We start from the raw sequence: 18,285 nt of genomic DNA on the forward strand, positions 1-18,285 counted from the left end.
GGTATTCCCTGCAAAAAAACTCCCACCAACAGGCAGCTATAAACAGCTGTCTCTGTCAGCGGGAGTTTGGTTATGTTATTTTATAACTTCTTATTTCTTTTCTTCCTGAACTTCGATCTTACGGATAGTCTTGTTCTTGATCTCTTCTTTGATGAAGCTGATGAACTCGCCAAGATCTTTCATTCCTTCATCACCAAGGTAACGGCTTCTTACGGAAACCTTGCCCTCTTCTTCCTCTTTTGCACCAACGATAAGCATATACGGTACTCTCTCAAGACGTGCCTCACGAATCTTGTAGCCCATCTTCTCAGAACGTCCGTCTACAGAGCAGCGGATGCCGGCTTCTTTCATCTGAGCCTCAACCTTCTGCGCATAATCGTTGAATTTCTCGGAGATCGGGATCACACGAACCTGCTCCGGGCAGAGCCATGTCGGGAACATACCGGCATATTTCTCGATCAGCCATGCAAGTGTTCTCTCATAGCATCCCATAGATGTACGGTGGATGATGTACGGACGCTGTTTGTCACCGTTCTCATCGATGTAGTACATATCAAACTGCTCAGCAAGAAGTGCATCCCACTGAATTGTGATCATAGTATCTTCTTTTCCGTATACGTTCTTGGCGTTGATATCAACCTTCGGTCCGTAGAAAGCAGCCTCTCCCACATCCTCTGTGAACGGAATGTTCAGCTCCTCAAGCATCTGGCGGATATGGCCTTCTGTCTCTTCCCATACCTCCGCATCACCAATGTATTTCTCTTTATTTGCAGGGTCCCATTTGGAAAGATGATATGTTACATCTTCCTCAACACCAAGTACCTGCAGACAGTACTGAGCAAGTGCGATACAGTCTTTGAACTCTTTTACCATCTGGTCCGGTCTTACGATCAGATGTCCCTCGGAAATCGTAAACTGACGAACTCGTGTCAGGCCATGCATCTCACCGGAATCCTCATTACGGAACAGTGTGGAGGTCTCACCGAGACGGATCGGCAGATCACGGTAGCTGTGCTGCTCTGCTTTGTATACATAGTACTGGAACGGACATGTCATCGGACGAAGTGCGTAAACTTCTTTGTCTTTCTCCTCGTCTCCAAGTACGAACATTCCGTCTTTGTAATGATCCCAGTGTCCGGAGATCTTGTAAAGGTCGCTCTTTGCCATCAGAGGAGTTTTTGTTCTTACGTATCCACGTTTTGTCTCCTCGTCCTCGATCCAGCGCTGAAGCTCCTGCATCATGATCACACCGTTTGGCATGATAAGCGGAAGTCCCTGTCCGATTACGTCTACTGTTGTGAAGATTTTCATCTCACGGCCAAGTTTGTTATGATCGCGTCTCTTAGCCTCTTCCATCTGCTCCAGATGCTCTTTCAGCTCATCCTTTGTTGCATATGCAGTTCCGTAGATACGTGTAAGCATTGCGTTTTTCTCGCTTCCTCTCCAGTATGCGCTGGAAGAAGAAAGAAGCTTGAATGCTTTGACTCCTTTTACGCTCATCAGGTGTGGTCCTGCACAGAGGTCTGTCCAGTCTCCCTGGGAATAGAAGGAAATCTCCTCTCCCTCCGGAAGATCCTCGATCAGCTCTACCTTATATGGCTCATTTTTCTCTTTGAAGTATGCGATGGCATCCTCACGGGATTTTGTGAAACGCTCGATCTTTGCGCCTTTTTTGATGATCTTTTTCATCTCTTTTTCGATGGCATCAAGATCATCGCGTGAAAATGGCTCATGATCGAAATCATAATAGAATCCTGTGTCAATGGATGGTCCGATGGCAACCTTTGCCTCCGGATACAGGTTCTGTACTGCCTGTGCCATTACATGAGATGCTGTATGACGAAGAACTGCAAGGCCCTTCTCATCTCTTGCTGTAAGGATGTTAAGCTCACAGTCACTGTCAAGAACTGTACGGAGATCCACAACCTCTCCGTTTACCTCTCCTGCACATGCTGTGCGTGCAAGGCCTTCACTGATATCATATGCGATATCGATTACAGATTTTGCTTCTGCATATTCTTTTTTTGATCCGTCTTTTAATGTGATGATCATAATCGTTTCTCCTTTCATTTTCGGTAAATTTCTATGGTACACAGTGCAGTTTCTGTTATTATGAAGGATTTTTTTGCAATAAAAAATCCCTCACAGTACATCGTGCACTGTAAGGGACGAGTTTGTTCATTCTCGCGGTTCCACCCTGCTTGCTCTGCTTCCCTAGTCACGCCAGGATACAAAGCCTCTCAATTTAGATGATAACGGAATCACCGGACCGGATTGGGGCCACTCGGAGGTAGTTTTCGACTGTTTCCTGATAAGATGTTTCCAGCACTTCACATCTCTCTCTGTAACATTTCACAGCTTACTCGTCTCGTCAACGTGTTGCTTTATTGCTTTTTCTGTGGTTCATTATAAGCTCATGATTTTTATTTGTCAACGCATGTTGGCAAAATTTTTCAGATTTATACATTCCTGTGTTACTGATCACGGAGCAGGCAGTAACCTCCTGTGAACTACAGATTTCCCATGAGTTTATCTTTAATGACAGCCAGAATCTCTCTTGGAATGTAGATCAAAAGACGCCAGCTTCTGTATCTGGACGGAATCATGGCAACTTCACGGAAACCACATTTTCTGGCAATGGCTGCGCCTCTCCACACATGAAAATTGTTAGTGACAACGCCTACAGAACAGTTGCAGGTTCCAATTTTTCTAAGGCTGAAAGCCAGATTTTCTTTCGTACTGGTGGATTTTTCTTCCAGGATCAGACGGCTTCCGTCAATTCCATGACCTGTAAGATACCGGTACATAGCCTCTGCTTCTGAAATATTTTCCCCGGTACCTTTTCCACCGGAAAGCACTGCCTTCGTCCCGGGATTCTCCTCAAGATAAAGAAGGGCCCTTCTGGCTCGTTCCAGAAGGGCAAGTGTCATCCGTGTTCCGTCCACATGGGCACCTAACACGATAATGTAATCCAGATTCTTCTTTACGCTCATTATCTTCCGCAGCAGTATTTGTATTTCTTGCCGCTTCCGCATGGACACGGATCGTTTCTTCCGACTTTATGTGGTTTCACAACTGTGCCGGATTTCTTCTGCTCCATGTAGAGAGCTTTCTTCTTCTCTTCTGTGAAGATCTTATCCCACTGAGGAAGGTTGTACAGCCAGTCAGCCTTAGCATCTACCATGTTCTTGTAGAGAGCTTCTTTATCGAATGCAAGGTTAACCTTGGTGTTCTCATCCATAGTTTCAATCGGGTTCGGAACCTTCAGGCTGTCGTTGATTCCGTCAAGGAAACCAACCATAGTCATAACGTCCTGGCCGTATTTCTCAGCAAGCTCTTTAACGGTTCCGGAAACAACCTCATCCGGGTTCTCCAGAAGCTGCTCGTAAATGTTCTTCTCAATGTTAAAATAAGTTGCCCAGAAGCGCTGAAGCTTATTCTTATCTGCATTCTGATTATAAGCAACGGAACGCCACTGCTCAAGAATTGTCATATCGCTCATTGTCTGATCCTCTTTTCCAAAATTTTAAATGAGTAAAGCGGACATTTACATTCCGCTTTATGATGTGCGTTTATTATAGCATCTTTTCCACAAAAACACAAATTATAATATCATAAAATCCTATAATTTTATATATAATTTGTATAATAAACACAGCTTCAGGATATACTTTTTATATCCTCCCCTTTAGACGCAGAGGGCTTCGCGATGGTGCAGGTTCTCTGCGTTTCTCTTTTTACACCGGAGGTTATTTCACGCCAAGTTTTTCAAGCTCTTTTGCCGCCTGTTTCAGGTTTTCGAACTGAATGGTACGGATTCCTGCTTTTCTGGCCCCTTCACAGTTGATGGCCCGATCGTCCATAAATACTGACTTCTCCGGTTTCAGATCATAGCGTTTCAGAAGTGTCTCATAAATATCCACTTCCGGCTTAATCTGCTGTACATCACAGGAAAATACCACTCCATCCATATATTTCAGGAACGGCATATCCTTCTTTGTGCGATCCAGCATATAAGTTCCGTAATTGGAAAGAACGTAGAGATGATATCCCTGGTTTTTGAGATATTTTACCCAGGTTTCCGCATAGTCATAGAGATGCATGCATTCCGGGTCACGTCGTACCACCTCACGGATGTCTGCCTCATATTCCGGCGCACTTTCTACAAATTTATCCACATACCAGGATTCCTCATGGAGTGCTCTGTCCTGCTCCTCCCAGATTGGATTTCGAAATGTTGCATCTGCGATTTTTTGATATTTCTCTTCCGGGAAGTTGTAGCTCTTCAGATACTCTTCCCAGTCATATCCCATCAGCACATTTCCCACATCAAAAATAACATTCTCGATCATACGGTCCTCATCCTCCTTTGGTTTCTTAGGTCCCCAGATCCGGTACGCCATCCAGAAAACATAAGCCACGATCGGTACCAGCACAGCTGCCGCAAAAGCGCCACGGAACAGTGTCTGTGAGCTCTCACTATTGCCCCATGCAAACACCATTGGAAGGCAGAATATGAGAAGCAAAAGAACAACACCTGCCAGTGCCGCAATTCTTTTAAAATTTTTCATTGAGATTCCTTTCACATGATATGTCAGTTATTACAGGCATCCTTATCTTCATCCACTTAGCAATTAACAAAAGGGCGCCGGAGAAGTTTCCCCGGCGCTGCCTGTCATAATCCTGTCACAGTAAATGATTATCTATAAATGATGTCGTTTCTTCCTGGTCCGTTGGAGATCATGGTGATCGGGAATCCGATGTGTTTCTCTACGAACTCTACATATTTTCTGCAGTTTTCCGGAAGATCCTCATATTTTTTGATTCCACGGATATCGCATTTCCATCCCGGAAGCTTCTCAATAACCGGTTTTGCTTTCTCAAGCTGCACAGTTGTCGGGAATTCTGTTGTTACCTCTCCGTCGATCTCATAGCCTGTGCAAACCGGGATCTCATCCAGATATCCCAGAACATCCAGTACTGTAAAAGCAACGTCTGTAGCTCCCTGGAGACGGCATCCGTATTTGGATGCAACACAGTCGAACCATCCCATACGTCTCGGACGGCCTGTAGTAGCACCGAACTCACCACCGTCACCGCCACGTTTTCTCAGCTCATCTGCTTCCTCGCCGAAGATCTCAGAAACGAATGCACCTGCTCCAACTGCACTGGAGTAAGCTTTGCATACGGTTACGACCTTCTTGATCTCATATGGAGGCAGGCCTGCACCGATGGCACCATAAGCAGCCAGTGTGGAAGAGGATGTAACCATCGGATAGATTCCGTGATCCGGGTCTTTCAGAGTTCCGAGCTGTCCCTCAAGAAGAACCTGTTTGCCCTCTTTCAGTGCATTCCAGAGATAGAGAGATACGTCACATACGTATGGCTCAACCATTTTCTTGTATTCCATCAGCTCGTTCATGATATCTTCCGGTTTCAGAAGCGGTTTGTGATAGAGATGCTCAAGTGTTACGTTTTTGGTCTCACAGATACGTACAACTTTCTCTTTCAGTGCTTCCTCATCAAAGAGCTCACTTACCTGGAAGCCGATCTTTGCATATTTGTCAGAATAGAACGGAGCGATTCCGGATTTTGTGGAACCGAAAGCCTTGCCGCCAAGACGCTCCTCTTCATACTGATCGAACAGAATGTGGTAAGACATTACCATCTGTGCTCTGTTGGAGATCAGGATCTTCGGTGCCGGTACTCCACGGCCTACTACTTCGTTGTACTCCTTGAAGAATACCGGAATATTCAGTGCAACACCGTTTCCGATGACACTTGTTGTATGTCCGTAAAACACACCTGACGGAAGTGTATGAAGTGCGAATTTACCGTAATCATTTACGATGGTGTGGCCCGCATTGGCTCCACCCTGAAATCTTACGATGATATCGGCTTTCTCAGCAAGCATGTCAGTGATCTTGCCTTTACCCTCATCTCCCCAATTTGCTCCTACTACTGCAGTTACCATAACACAGTTTCCTCCTTGTGTCTTTCTCTATTATTCGGAACGACATGTTCTCTGCCTGTAATACACAGAGACACGTCATTCCTGTCTGTGTTCATTTCTTAATGTTTATAACATCTTGGAATTATACGTTGATCTCAACCTTAACGCCAAGCAGATCCTTATGTGCATCCAGAACCGGCTGTACCACATTGGCGATAAATGCCTCTGTCTGCTCTTTGGCACGTCCTGTATATCTGGACGGATCCATGGATTTCTGAAGATCCTCAAGAGTCAGGTTAAATGCCGGATCCGCAGCGATCAGCTCAAGAAGGTTGTTTTCCTTACCTTCTACCTTCACATTCTTGCCTGCTTCCATGGAAAGCTCACGGATACGCTCATGAAGCTCCTGACGGTCTCCGCCTGCCTTAACTGCATCCATCATGATATTCTCAGTTGCCATGAACGGAAGCTCGGACATCAGTCTCTTCTCGATAACCTTCGGATAAACAACCAGTCCATCTACAACATTGAGGCAGAGATCCAGGATTCCATCGATGGCAAGGAAGCCTTCCGGAACGCTGAGACGCTTGTTTGCAGAGTCATCCAGAGTTCTCTCAAACCACTGTGTTGCAGATGTGATTGCCGGGTTCAGGGCATCGATCATCACATATCTGGACAGGGAAGCGATTCTCTCACTTCTCATCGGATTTCTCTTATATGCCATAGCCGAAGATCCGATCTGGGATTTCTCAAACGGCTCCTCCACTTCTTTCAGATGCTGAAGAAGACGGATGTCGTTGGACATCTTATGTGCACTTGCAGCGATTCCCGCAAGGATATTCAGTACACGGGTGTCAACCTTTCTGGAATAAGTCTGTCCGGAAACCGGATAGCAGGACTTAAATCCCATCTTCTCGGCGATCATCGGATCGATCTTGTCGATCGTCTCCTGATCTCCGTCAAAGAGCTCCAGGAAGCTTGCCTGTGTACCGGTTGTTCCCTTGGAACCAAGAAGTTTCATGGTGCTTAATACATACTCAAGATCCTCCAGATCCATCAGGAATTCCTGTGTCCAGAGAGTTGCTCTCTTACCTACGGTTGTGGGCTGTGCCGGCTGGAAATGAGTAAATGCCAGAGTCGGCTGATCCTTATACTGTGCAGCAAACTTGGAAAGCTCAGCGATCACATTCACAAGTTTCTTGCGGACAAGTTTCAGTGCCTCTGTCATAACGATAATGTCAGTGTTATCTCCTACATAACAGGAGGTCGCTCCCAGATGGATGATACCTTTTGCCTTCGGGCACTGTACACCAAACGCATACACGTGAGACATTACATCATGGCGAACCTGACGCTCACGCTCCTTAGCCACATCATAGTTGATATCATCCGCATGAGCTTTCATCTCGTCAATCTGCTCCTGGGTGATGTTAAGGCCAAGCTCACGTTCCGTCTCAGCAAGTGCGATCCACAGCTTTCTCCATGTGCGGAATTTCATGTCCGGGGAAAAAATGTACTGCATCTCTTTGCTTGCGTACCGCTCTGACAGCGGGCTTACATATCTGTCTGTATTCATTATTATCCTCCTGATTACATACATCCGGGCCGGAATGGCGAATGATCCGTTATCTGCCCGAATCTGGTTAATTCACGCCTCTTGAAATTATATAACATTGCCTCTTTAAAAGCAACCGTTTGTTACTCCATACCCTGATGGAATTTTCCCAGGAATTCCTTCATTCTGCCATTATCGGAAGAAAATACCTCCTGTGGGGTTCCTTTCACTGCGATCACACCCTTGTCCATAAAAATGATACGATCGGAAATATCTCTTGCAAAATTCATCTCATGGGTAACAATCACCATGGTGATATGCTCCTGTGCCAGATCCTTGATAACCTTCAGGATCTCACCGGTGAGCTCCGGATCCAGTGCAGATGTCGGCTCATCAAAAAACAAGATCTTCGGGTTCATGCAGAGGGCACGGGCAATGGATACTCGCTGCTGCTGTCCTCCGGAAAGCTGGAAAGGATATGCGTTCTCCTTATCTGCCAGGCCCATCTTCTTAAGAAGGCTTCTTGCCTGGGCATAAACTTCATCTTTCTTTCTCTTCTGCACTTTTAAAGGTGCATCCACGATATTTTTCATTACGGAAAAATGAGGAAACAGATTAAACTGCTGGAATACCAGTCCCACATCTCCTGTTTTGATGATCTCGCCGCTGTCCGGTGTCTCAAGACCTGTGGCGCAGCGCAGGATGGTGGACTTGCCGGAACCGGAAGGACCGATGATACTTAAAACTTCCCCCTCTTCCACATCAAGCGAAATGTCTTTGAGAACTTCCAGCCCGTCAAAGCTTTTTTTGATATGTTTCATTTCAAATAATTTCATATTCTGTACTCTCCATTCCGGTTAACGGTAGTAATTCATGCTCTTCTCAACCTTCTGCATCACAACAGCCACGATCAGATTGAATACATAATAAAATACGGCAGCGATCACAAAGGGCATCATGGTCGTCTGTGCACTTGCGATCTGCTTGGCAATGGTAAACATCTCCGCTACTGCCACAACAAAGGCAAGGGAAGTATCCTTGACCAGTGTAATAACTTCATTGGTAATGGATGGCAGGATCCTTTTGATCACCTGTGGAAGGATGATGCGGAAAAACGTCTGCACTTTATTGTATCCGAGGATCTTTGCAGCCTCATACTGTCCAACCGGCATGGACTCAATGCCGCCACGGTAGATTTCTGCAAAATAGGCCGCATAGTTGATGGCAAATGCGATAAATACAGCGATCAGGCTGTATCCCATGGAAATACGGATTCCAAAGATAAAATATGGACCGAAATATACAACCATCAGCTGCAACATCAGAGGAGTTCCTCTCATGATGGATATGTAAGCGGATACAATGGCACGGATCACTTTGTTTTTGGACATTCTGCCAAAACAGATCAGAAGTCCCAGCGGCAGAGAAAACAGCAAAGTTACAAAAAAGATCTCAATGGAGACCAGCATTCCTCCTGCCAGCTGCTGAAGCATTACAATAAAACTCATTTTTTTCCTCCTGGTTCGGAGTATCTGTCCCATTTATCGGACTGATACCTGTAATTCCTGTAAACAACAGGAAATGAGCATGCCCGGCAGCTCTTCCAACGCCGAAGCACCCTCATTTCCTTTTTATGCAAAAGCTTCAAAAACTTCTGCTATGTTTCTTATTTCTCCTGCTGTTTGATAGTTTCTGAAAAATATCTTCACAGTTTTTGCTGTAATCTGAGACTGGATCACTTAGATTCAGAATCCGCTTCTTTCTCTGTGCTATCTGCACTTTCTTCTGTGTCAGCTTCTGTGGAATCGGAATCTGAGTCCTCCTTATCCTCGCTGATGCAGAGCATACTCTTATCCAGCTCATATTTATCTGCAAGCTTGTCAACTTCACCGGACTCGTCAAGTTTCTTGACTTCATCCCATACCAGATCTTTCAGTTCATCGTTACCCTTCTTAAATCCGATGCCATACTGCTCATTCTGGATCGGCTCGTCAAGGATCACATATTTATCCTTGCCTCTCTGGGAAAGCTGATAATTGGCAACACCAATATCAACAGCAACCGCATCTGCAGCACCGGAATCAATGTTCATAAATGCGGTGTTGTAATCCGGGTTCTCTGTGAGAGATGCAAAGCTGTCCTTCAGTTCCTTATTGTCATCGTTGTTCAATGCGTCCAGTGCAGCGGATGCAGCCTGTACAACTACGTTCTTACCCTTAAGGTCTGCAAGCTTCTCAATTCCGGAATCCTTGGCAACTACGATCACCTGCTCATTGTTGATATAAGGATCGCTCCATGTATAATCATCCTCACGGCCGTTAATGGTAAATCCGTTCCAGATACAGTCGATGGTTCCGGAATTCAGCTCCATATCCTTGGAATCCCAGTTGATCGGCTTCTTGACAAGCTCCCAGCCAAGATTATCACATACTTCCTGAGCCAGGTCAAGGTCAAATCCCACATATTCTCCATTATCATCCTTATATCCGAATGGAGGGTACTCTGCGTCAAATCCGACGATCAGTGTCTTATCCTCAACACCAGCCTGTACACTTACTCCTGTTACCATCATTCCTATTGTCATCGCTGCCGCCATTACTACTGCAACTGTTCTCTTCTTCATGATCGTTCTCCTTTTTTTCGTTATCCCTTTATCACGTGGTCACTCTACTACGCGAAAGCGTATGGTTATAGTAACATACCAAAAAGGAGCTGTCAAGAGCAAACCTTCTGCTCTGCCAGATAATCTTTGTATTTCTTTCTTGCGGTTTTTAAATAGGCTCTGGAAATAGGGATCTCAGTCTGTCCAATTACAAAACTGTTCTTTTTGAGTGTGTTCACTTTCTCCAGATTGATGCAAAAGCTCTGATGGCATCTCATAAAATTACTGTCGGAAAGCTGTCCCGCAAAATCTCCCAGACGCGCTCTGCAGCTGAGTTTCTTTCCGTCGGTAAGGTGGAAGGTTACATTATGGAGGCTGCTGGATATGTACGCCAGACTGTTATGCTGGAGTGTATAAACCTGAGTTCTGTAATGAAAATGCAGCGCCTTTCCGCCTTCTCTTTCACAGGTGGTCAGGATAGGTAACAGCACATGCTCCAGTTCTCCGCTTTCTACAGGTTTCGTCAGATAATTAAAAGCAAATACCTCAAAAGCTTCTTTATAAAATTTCTCATTTTCCGCTACCATGATGACCGGAATATAATTTCCCCGAAGCCGTATCGCACGGACTGTCTCCAGGCTCTTTCCATTTTCACCATCCAGACCCATAAATACCACATTACAGATCTTATGCCCTTCCGTCAGTCCGTCAAGAAGGCTCTGCCTGCTACGGTATATCAGGATCTCTGCATCCGGAAGCAGCGTTGAAAGCTGTCTGTAAAGCTTCTGAGCATCTTTTCGTATTTCATCACATACCGCAATAGTTATCACTGCCATGGTTCTGGTTCCCTCCGCCCTGTTCTTTCTTGATATGATCTATTCTATTTTCAAAAAAACTCTCTCGCAATATGTGCCACCAATTGTGCTCGGATTTTTTACAAATAATTGCAATTCCTGATCTGTTTTTGTATAATAATGCCACAAGTATGAAAAAAGGAGAATTATTATGTCTGACTTCAGCAGCAAATGCCGTGAATATCTAAAAAATACAGGAGAAACGGTATACCAGTTATCTGCATCCTCAGGCCTTGACCGTACCTCTCTGCAGCGTATGATCACAGGCAAACGTCTGCCTGGAATGGATTTTGTCCGTCAGTTCTGCGATTCGATCCGGATTAATCCATCCCAGCGTCAGGAACTGATTGAATTATATAAAATCGAAAAAATTGGAAAAGAAATTTACTATAATCGGAAATACATCCAGGAACTTCTCCGTGTGATCAGCACCCAGCAGATGCTTTTCTCCTCTGGTTTTCACAGTCTTACTTCTCTTCCGTTTTACAGTGGAGACTTTTCACTTGATGTGGAAAAAAAAGTTTTAAACCTTTTTGAAGATATCCTGCTCTCCGGTTCCGACGAAAAGATCTGCACCAACATTCCTGCAAACTGTCGGCTTATTGTACAAGTTTCTGCACATCTCTATCCGGAATATCAAAAGCTTCCTCCTGTTATCCAGATTCTTCCGCTTCACCAGAATCCTACCGCATCACCGGACTATAATATGAACCTGTAAACTTTTTTGTGTACCATTCTTCCGATCCTGTGCGGCTTTCTCAATTATCAGCCCTACTATTATTACACCCAGGCCGGAAGAGAACTTTCCTGTTATGAATTGTTTCCGTTTTTCTTTATTACAGAAAAGAAACTCCTGCTTATTTCTTCTGATATGTCAACTTTCATATCTACAGAAAATCCGGAAGTTATACATTCCTATCAGCAGGAATTTCAGAAAATCCTGGAAAACTCCAGCCGTTTTTTCCAGCAGTCGGATTCTCCTTCACAGATCCTGGAGATTTTCGGTTCCATTATGAACACCAATATTACAACAAACTTTGCGCTGGAGTCTCATCCATGTCTTGCGTTGATGTCCTATGGACCCGACTTTGTACAGGCCCTCTTTGAAAACAGAGATATTGATCATTCCAACTCTGTTTATACACAACTGGTTTCTATTTTAAAACAGCCGCAGTTTGCCTTTACAGAAAACGACACTTCCTGTAACTATTTCACCCTGAATGGAATCCGGAAGTTTGCACAGACCGGTCTTCTGGACGGTCCATATTCCTATCATCAGACACCACTTCCAAAAGAAGAACGGAGAAAATCGATCCAGCACATTCTTGACACAGATATGGGCGGTGAAAAATGCAAGATCCTTAAGCATTCTGTCCTCCCTGAAACGGGAATCCATCTTGAAGTTCTGTCCGATTATTCTGTTTTTCTCTGTTTTCTTTCCAAAGAAGATACTTTTATGTGCGTTTATCTGAAAGAAACCAGTATCGGACAGGCTCTGGACGACTATCTCTCTTCTCTTTCCGAAGAAGAAGCTGTCTACACAAAAAAAGAAGCCCGGCAGATCCTGCTGGGACTTCTTGAACAGCTTTAAGAGCCTGTACTTCTGTGATATTCTCTTGTAAGATCCTCCAATATCCTGTCAGTCTCTCCGGGTGCAATCTTCTGCTCCGGGAGGCTGATAAACTGTTCCAGAGCTCTGGCAGTTTCTTTTTTTACGGAATCCTCTGCCTTCAGATCTTCCTGTATCTTTTCAAATTCTTCCGGTGTATGCACACTTCGGTAAGCCAGAAGATAAATCTTCAGTGCCTTTTCTGACTGGTTTACCTTCCATGCAGCAAAGAAACAGTCCAGTGCCTTATCCATCTGAAACAGATAACTGTAAGCACATCCCTGATTATGCAGAATCCGCTCTCTCATTTCTCTGGAGATTTCTCTGGAATCTTTTTCCAGAAGCTTCTGATAAACACGGATTGCGTTCACGTACATCCGGTTTTCCATGAGGGCATCCCCTTTTCTCTTTTCCCGTATCTCCTCGGATTCCTTATTTCTTCTTTCAATCCTTCCATTCAGGATACGAAGTTCTTCATAAGCCAGATAATTGATCTCTTTAAATATCGGATACAGAATTTCCTCCAGACCTGCCTCTTTTCCAATGAAAGGTCGAAGCTTCGCCGCAAGTTTTGGAAGTTTCAGTTCCTCATCCAGCCAGGTACACAGCTTATTACTGATAAGAGAACGATCCACAAGGTAAAGATTATTATAAAGATAATAGCAGAGTTCTTCTATGGAATAAATATTCGTGCTGATATTTTCAATGTAAAATGGTTTCTCTGCTTTCTTTACCTGGCATAAAATATATCCGCTCATACCTGTTTCCTTTCTTCTGTCTCATCCCAGCGTACCAGTTCTTTCCATGTCTTCCCGCTGGATGGATACATTTCCCCAAATCCAAGATCCTTTACTGTGATCTCACAGTCTTTCGATGATACGTATTTCAACGTAAGTGCAAGTCTGGTCGTCCGGTTTGGTCGTTTTGGCAAACCTTTAAGCGCCATTGCCACCCGCTTTCTCTCCGTTTCATCCGGAAGATTTACTACAAAGACCAGTTCTTCCGTATCATCCAGGATCAGTTCACACTCTGCATTGCATTCATACCAGTTGCTGCCGCCTTCGATCAGCGGATAATACGCAGGAGAACCCATCACCCGCATATCCATTCCCACATCCGCAGTAACCAGGGAATCGCTTAAATATCTGTACCCTTTTAATTTTTTGTCTTCAAGTCTGTCCTTACCGGCGATGCAGGCTCCTTTTGCAAAGAGATTGTTTCCGTAAAATACTTTGCGTCCCTGATGACACAGAAGCTTTACTGACTGCTGTGCCCACTGCTGGTCGAACCCTTCTCCTGTGATCTGCACACTGGAAAAAAGTTCTTTTCCAAGAGTTTTTGTTATAAAACGGCAAAACTCCACATCACGGATCTCATCCTCCGTTTCAAGCGTTGTACTCACCGGTTCTTCGAGATTGACAAGTATAGGTCTGGATGCAGCATTGATCGTCAGCTTACGAAACGCAATTTTATCTCCATCAAACGCATACCAGGCCACACTTCGGTTCCAGGTTTCTCTTTTCTGGCCCAATGCATAGTAATAAAAACTTTCCCCGTAATCCATAAGCATGTATTTCTCTGCCGGAAAACCGGCAATTCCACAGGCCTTCTGATAATTACGCACCTGTATGGCATCAAGCTCAGGAGAAGTGATACACATGCACTTTGTGTTTTTTACAATGTCCTGAATTCCAAGAAATTTCAGCATTCCTTTCAGGAAATGAGCAAGGAGCTCTGCCGGCTCCTTATCCTCTCCCGCCACCTGTATGCTTTCTTCCTTCTGGCAGATATCATAAATATTTCCGAGCATGATCCCGCCTTTTTCTCTGGAAAAATACTGTGCTTCCAGGCCCACACAATAATCGTTCTGCTCTGTACGGTAACAGATACAGCCCGGAGCCTCATACTGGCTGGTTCCCACTTTCATGGAAAGAGAACGGGCCTCTTCTGCTTTTCTGTCATAATAGCAGATCTGTGTATATTCTTTTCCAATATCGATTCCTATCAGCAAATCTCGAATTTCATTCATCTTTCCGGTTCCTTCTCTATGACAAACATTTCATTGACGTACTGTTCCTGCCGGAGATACTGTGAAAGTTTCTCCTTCACTTCCGGATCTTTCTCCAGTTTTCTTGCACAGAGGATCTGATTGATCAGCTGATATTTACTGGAAGCTCTGTCATCCGTCAGATTCATGGTCAGCATTTTCTCTTCAGTCCTGTGCACACCGTTTTCATCTTCTGTCTGAAAATAATAGTGCAGAGTCTCACCGTAAAACAGAGTAAACGTCTTGGTAAAAATTCCCTCATAGACATTACGCAGCGGCTCGCTCTTATATTCCGGCATGGTTCCAAGTCCTGTATCCAACAAATAATACAAAGTAACAGAAGTCTCAGGCGAAGCATGATATTCTACAAAAGTTTTATCATCCAGCTGATACGGGCGCAGGATCCTCTGATCCAGATCATGGAAAAACTCAAATACCATATCATCTTTTACGCAGGAAGCCAGAATTTCTTCCTCCAGAGCAAGTTCTTCCTCATCGGATGCTTTTTCTTCGGAAAGTATTTTCAGAAGTTCCAGGTCACAGATTCTGTCTGTTGGCCATTCTTTCCGTTTGCAGATTTTGAGATATTCTCTGAGACACGGAGTCTCAGGCATCCCCTTTACAAACATTCCATAAGCCATCTGTGTCAGGTAAGCTCCGATCACCTGTTCCTTTCCGGAATGACTGATATAAGATTTCAGGATCTTTTCGCCTTCTTCCCGGTAATCTGCAGTGAACATCAGAAGCGAAAGTATCCTTTCCTCCAGGCTGTACGTATCCATCTCAAAACCGCAGGCACTTTTCCAGATATCCAGAAGTTCTTCCACAGGACCAAACCGGAATTTCATCAGATACTGAAGGATCACTTCATCATAAATTCCATTTCTGTATACATGGGAAGAAAGTGCGATCAGCTCTTCATCTTCCGTACAGTCACAGCGAATGATCATCCGGCTTGCCAGTTTCAGCAGCTCACATTCCTCTACTCCTTCAAAGCCAAATGCCTCCACAACGCTCATTGCCTGTGGGAACAAGCCTCTCTGGATGAGGATTTCCAGCAGTATCTTCTTATCGACCATAGCATATTCCCGATAGTCCATCATTTCCAGGCAGGCATCCAGATCTTCTCCCTGTACATGATCCCTGTAATATTCCAGGATCCGTTTTCGAACAGCATCTCTGTATTCTCCTGTAAACGCAGATGAAAGGACCAACTTCTGAAAAATCCCCAGATTTGTGCGGCAAATATCCTGTGTCTGGCAATAATAAAGCAGCACACCTGCTTCATCTGCGCCCTTTTCCAATACTGTCGGTACCATTTCCCTGTCGTCAAAAAGTGGTGTCATGTTATAATCCACTGTTGACGCATAGCGTCTCTGTTTTTCGTCCTGAAAGATCACTGCAGCATCTTCTGTATAGATCCTCGGATAGGCGATTCCATGCACACAGGGATAAATTTCTTCCTGTTTCATCTGTCTGTGACGAATGATCACGCTGCGTACCTTGGGATCATCTGTATACAGGCGGTACGTAAACATCCTTGAAGCAATAACCTGTGCTTCCTCCGTATTTGCCGGTTCGCGCATAAATTCCTGATAGACAGCAGCATAATTTTCATTCATTCTTCCTTCTCTCAGCTTGCGCATGGCAAAATCTCTCATGCTGTCCCGATAGCTTTCGTAAGTCTGCGGATCCTGCTCTTTCCGGGCGATGATGCAGGCATAAAGATACGCTCTCTTGGAATCTCCGAGATTATTGTTATTATAAGTAAAATACATAAGCAGCGGCTTCGGAAGTACTCTTCTGTAAGAAGTGTCCAGTGTCTCTACATAATATTCATAAAGACGTGTGATCCGGATTCCCTGGTCTACTGCCGCGGAAAACCAGCGGAAATATTCTGCTTTTCGTGGATTTCCCTTCATGATATATTTACAGATCGCTTCTACTGTGTCATCCGACGGAAAAGCCTCACACCCCAGTACCATAGCCCGGTACAGGCTTTCATTAAATGATTTCTCATAACCGGAAAGATAAGCAAGCCGCATCACAAGTTCCTCTGTAAGCATGTTCTCTTTTCCGGCAAAAAGAAATACCTGCGCCCAGAAACGATTCATCCGGTGAAGCAATGACATATCCCGGCAGATGCTGTTCCATGCTTCCAGATACAGAAACGGGCTGGTACATCCTCTTTCAAAAAGCTCTTCCATCAAAAAGATCTTTCTGGATGGGGAAAGAGTCTGATCCATCTCAAATACCAGTTTCAGAAGAATGTAACTGTCCTCTTTCTGCATCTGAAAATTCTGGATCTTACGAAGCGCCTGTTCCTCATCTCTGTACAGTCCTGTCAGGGTACACAGATACAGATAAAGCCCTGCCTGTTCCAGTTCATTATGATTAAAAGATTTATTCTGATAACGTACCAGAATGTCTTCTGCTTTCTGGTCTTCTCCTTCCAGATGGAAAATATACGCTTCCAGAAGCTGATATTCCGGATATTTCAGTCCGCTCTCTCCCATTTTATCCAGTTTTTCATGTGCTTCGGCTGCCCATGTCTGAAAGCCGGTTTTCCCGCATGCAAAAGTCAGATACTCCCTGAGCATGGATACGCGGTACTGTTTCTCCAAAAGGTCAAGATTGACAGAGCTTCCGTTTCCCCTGGACGCCAACACATGATACACCAGTTTCTGATAAGGAGTCCGTACAATGATCTCACCATACTGGTTACCTTTTCCCAGTTTTTCCTTATGGATCACATATTCCACTTCACAGGTACTTCCAATAAAATCTTCTTCCGTCACAACATGTTTCCCTGTTTCCAGGAAGTCCCCATTCACTTCAATATCTGCACGCAGATGGCCCCAGCCGCTTCTGTGAATATAAAAAGACTCCTGTATGGATTCACTGACCTCATAGAAATTTGCCTCTTCTCTGTTCAGATCCAGTGTCACCTTATCTTTGGCACCGGCTGTGATCAGAAATTCCTCCAGATGCTGGTATGTTACCGGCTGCTGAGACATTCCTTCATAAAGAGAACGGAGCTTCTCACTCTGTTCTTTCAGGATCAGGGAAAAATGGCGTTCCGTAAAAAGCCTGTATGCTTCATGGAAATCCTCCTTTGCGATCCGGATAAATTCTTCCATGGAAGTCACTTTTCTGCCTGAACTCTTCACTTCTTCTGTCTGCACTGTTACCTTAAAAGGCAGCCTGTATTCTCCGATGCTGGTAGTAAAACACAACCATCCCGCAAAACTTTCCCCGGGTTTCATTCCTTCTGCATCCACGCCATAAGGCATACGTACTGTCGTACCTGAAAAGCGGTCAAATCCAGGCACCAGTCTCCGATCAGAGGATGTTACAAATCCACTGATCCTGCGATTGTCATCTGTGCCAAAATAAAGTTCGTCTTTCGTCGTTTCTCCAGCTTTCAGAGTGACGGAAATCTCCTCCTGGGAAAACAGAAGTTCCGGCTGTTCATAAATAAATTTTCCGTTAAGAAGCTGTTCTATCCTCTTTTTCAAAATATATACTCCTCGTCAATGTACGTTGATTATTAACACTCATATCTTATGATTATACACCAGATCAGAAACTGGCGCAACAGGATGACACCCCTGTAAATATTCTGTTGGAAAAGCACGAAAAGCACGTCCATTTCATAAACTGTA

General features: G+C 44.5%; 15 protein-coding genes. 2 read left to right on the forward strand and 13 right to left on the reverse strand.

Annotation, left to right across the window (positions count from 1 at the left end; genetic code table 11):
- Positions 1 to 90 precede the first annotated feature (90 nt).
- The 10 genes from thrS to GPK88_RS11760 form a co-directional block, all read right to left on the reverse strand.
- Complete coding sequence (gene thrS, locus GPK88_RS11715) at positions 91 to 2,052, reverse strand: threonine--tRNA ligase (RefSeq protein ID WP_148447321.1); 1,962 nt, start codon at positions 2,050 to 2,052, stop codon at positions 91 to 93.
- 458 nt (positions 2,053 to 2,510) lie between these two features.
- Entirely contained in the window at positions 2,511 to 2,993 is a 483-nt protein-coding gene (locus GPK88_RS11720; protein ID WP_118062797.1) for a YdcF family protein, read from the reverse strand.
- The gene (locus GPK88_RS11725) at positions 2,993 to 3,502 is read right to left on the reverse strand and encodes an SEC-C metal-binding domain-containing protein (RefSeq protein ID WP_021977629.1); all 510 of its coding nucleotides are present in this window, start codon (positions 3,500 to 3,502) and stop codon (positions 2,993 to 2,995) included. Before GPK88_RS11725 ends, GPK88_RS11720 begins: the two co-directional genes overlap by 1 nt.
- Positions 3,503 to 3,749: 247 nt before the next feature.
- Positions 3,750 to 4,571 carry an HAD family hydrolase gene (locus GPK88_RS11730; RefSeq protein ID WP_118062796.1) on the reverse strand — a complete coding sequence of 274 codons (822 nt, stop codon included), beginning with the start codon at positions 4,569 to 4,571 and terminating at the stop codon, positions 3,750 to 3,752.
- Positions 4,572 to 4,699: 128 nt separating this feature from the next.
- Complete coding sequence (locus GPK88_RS11735) at positions 4,700 to 5,974, reverse strand: adenylosuccinate synthase (protein WP_022426147.1); 1,275 nt, start codon at positions 5,972 to 5,974, stop codon at positions 4,700 to 4,702.
- Between the two features lie 121 nt (positions 5,975 to 6,095).
- Positions 6,096 to 7,529, reverse strand: a complete 1,434-nt coding sequence (purB, locus tag GPK88_RS11740) for an adenylosuccinate lyase (RefSeq protein WP_118062795.1) — start codon at positions 7,527 to 7,529, stop codon at positions 6,096 to 6,098.
- A gap of 122 nt (positions 7,530 to 7,651) precedes the next feature.
- Positions 7,652 to 8,344, reverse strand: coding sequence for an amino acid ABC transporter ATP-binding protein (locus GPK88_RS11745; RefSeq protein WP_118062794.1), 693 nt, complete (start codon positions 8,342 to 8,344; stop codon positions 7,652 to 7,654).
- A gap of 21 nt (positions 8,345 to 8,365) precedes the next feature.
- The gene (locus GPK88_RS11750) at positions 8,366 to 9,016 is read right to left on the reverse strand and encodes an amino acid ABC transporter permease (protein ID WP_118062793.1); all 651 of its coding nucleotides are present in this window, start codon (positions 9,014 to 9,016) and stop codon (positions 8,366 to 8,368) included.
- A 227-nt stretch (positions 9,017 to 9,243) separates the two neighbouring features.
- Positions 9,244 to 10,131: an amino acid ABC transporter substrate-binding protein gene (locus GPK88_RS11755; protein ID WP_118062792.1), complete on the reverse strand. Its 888-nt coding sequence runs from the start codon at positions 10,129 to 10,131 to the stop codon at positions 9,244 to 9,246.
- Positions 10,132 to 10,223: 92 nt separating this feature from the next.
- Positions 10,224 to 10,946: a LytR/AlgR family response regulator transcription factor gene (locus GPK88_RS11760; protein ID WP_021977640.1), complete on the reverse strand. Its 723-nt coding sequence runs from the start codon at positions 10,944 to 10,946 to the stop codon at positions 10,224 to 10,226.
- A gap of 169 nt (positions 10,947 to 11,115) precedes the next feature.
- Here GPK88_RS11760 and GPK88_RS11765 point away from each other — a divergent pair, with 169 nt between their 5' ends.
- Together GPK88_RS11765 and GPK88_RS11770 are read left to right on the forward strand one after the other, a co-directional pair.
- Positions 11,116 to 11,682, forward strand: a complete 567-nt coding sequence (locus tag GPK88_RS11765) for a helix-turn-helix domain-containing protein (protein WP_215707838.1) — start codon at positions 11,116 to 11,118, stop codon at positions 11,680 to 11,682.
- A gap of 153 nt (positions 11,683 to 11,835) precedes the next feature.
- Positions 11,836 to 12,555, forward strand: a complete 720-nt coding sequence (locus tag GPK88_RS11770) for a hypothetical protein (RefSeq protein ID WP_215707839.1) — start codon at positions 11,836 to 11,838, stop codon at positions 12,553 to 12,555.
- Here the strand turns inward: GPK88_RS11770 and GPK88_RS11775 are convergent.
- From GPK88_RS11775 to GPK88_RS18895, 3 genes are read right to left on the reverse strand one after another with little or no spacing between them, the layout of a single operon-like run.
- A complete protein-coding gene (locus GPK88_RS11775) occupies positions 12,552 to 13,331 on the reverse strand; it encodes a hypothetical protein (protein WP_118170419.1) in 780 nt (259 codons plus the stop codon). The genes GPK88_RS11770 and GPK88_RS11775 overlap by 4 nt on opposite strands.
- Positions 13,328 to 14,602, reverse strand: a complete 1,275-nt coding sequence (locus tag GPK88_RS11780) for a DUF5716 family protein (RefSeq protein ID WP_021977643.1) — start codon at positions 14,600 to 14,602, stop codon at positions 13,328 to 13,330. The genes GPK88_RS11775 and GPK88_RS11780 overlap by 4 nt, the downstream gene beginning before the upstream one ends.
- The gene (locus GPK88_RS18895; protein ID WP_252196565.1) at positions 14,599 to 18,138 is read right to left on the reverse strand and encodes a DUF5717 family protein; all 3,540 of its coding nucleotides are present in this window, start codon (positions 18,136 to 18,138) and stop codon (positions 14,599 to 14,601) included. The genes GPK88_RS11780 and GPK88_RS18895 overlap by 4 nt, the downstream gene beginning before the upstream one ends.
- Positions 18,139 to 18,285: the final 147 nt, after the last annotated feature.

Source organism: Blautia sp. MCC269 (assembly GCF_018785655.1).
Lineage (GTDB): Bacteria > Bacillota > Clostridia > Lachnospirales > Lachnospiraceae > Blautia_A.

Coding starts and splice junctions, on each gene's coding strand:
- thrS (WP_148447321.1), bottom strand. CDS start 2,052: ATGATCATCACATTAAAAGACGGATCAAAAAAAGAATATGCAGAAGCA.
- GPK88_RS11720 (WP_118062797.1), bottom strand. CDS start 2,993: ATGAGCGTAAAGAAGAATCTGGATTACATTATCGTGTTAGGTGCCCAT.
- GPK88_RS11725 (WP_021977629.1), bottom strand. CDS start 3,502: ATGAGCGATATGACAATTCTTGAGCAGTGGCGTTCCGTTGCTTATAAT.
- GPK88_RS11730 (WP_118062796.1), bottom strand. CDS start 4,571: ATGAAAAATTTTAAAAGAATTGCGGCACTGGCAGGTGTTGTTCTTTTG.
- GPK88_RS11735 (WP_022426147.1), bottom strand. CDS start 5,974: ATGGTAACTGCAGTAGTAGGAGCAAATTGGGGAGATGAGGGTAAAGGC.
- purB (WP_118062795.1), bottom strand. CDS start 7,529: ATGAATACAGACAGATATGTAAGCCCGCTGTCAGAGCGGTACGCAAGC.
- GPK88_RS11745 (WP_118062794.1), bottom strand. CDS start 8,344: ATGAAATTATTTGAAATGAAACATATCAAAAAAAGCTTTGACGGGCTG.
- GPK88_RS11750 (WP_118062793.1), bottom strand. CDS start 9,016: ATGAGTTTTATTGTAATGCTTCAGCAGCTGGCAGGAGGAATGCTGGTC.
- GPK88_RS11755 (WP_118062792.1), bottom strand. CDS start 10,131: ATGAAGAAGAGAACAGTTGCAGTAGTAATGGCGGCAGCGATGACAATA.
- GPK88_RS11760 (WP_021977640.1), bottom strand. CDS start 10,946: ATGGCAGTGATAACTATTGCGGTATGTGATGAAATACGAAAAGATGCT.
- GPK88_RS11765 (WP_215707838.1), top strand. CDS start 11,116: ATGTCTGACTTCAGCAGCAAATGCCGTGAATATCTAAAAAATACAGGA.
- GPK88_RS11770 (WP_215707839.1), top strand. CDS start 11,836: ATGTCAACTTTCATATCTACAGAAAATCCGGAAGTTATACATTCCTAT.
- GPK88_RS11775 (WP_118170419.1), bottom strand. CDS start 13,331: ATGAGCGGATATATTTTATGCCAGGTAAAGAAAGCAGAGAAACCATTT.
- GPK88_RS11780 (WP_021977643.1), bottom strand. CDS start 14,602: ATGAATGAAATTCGAGATTTGCTGATAGGAATCGATATTGGAAAAGAA.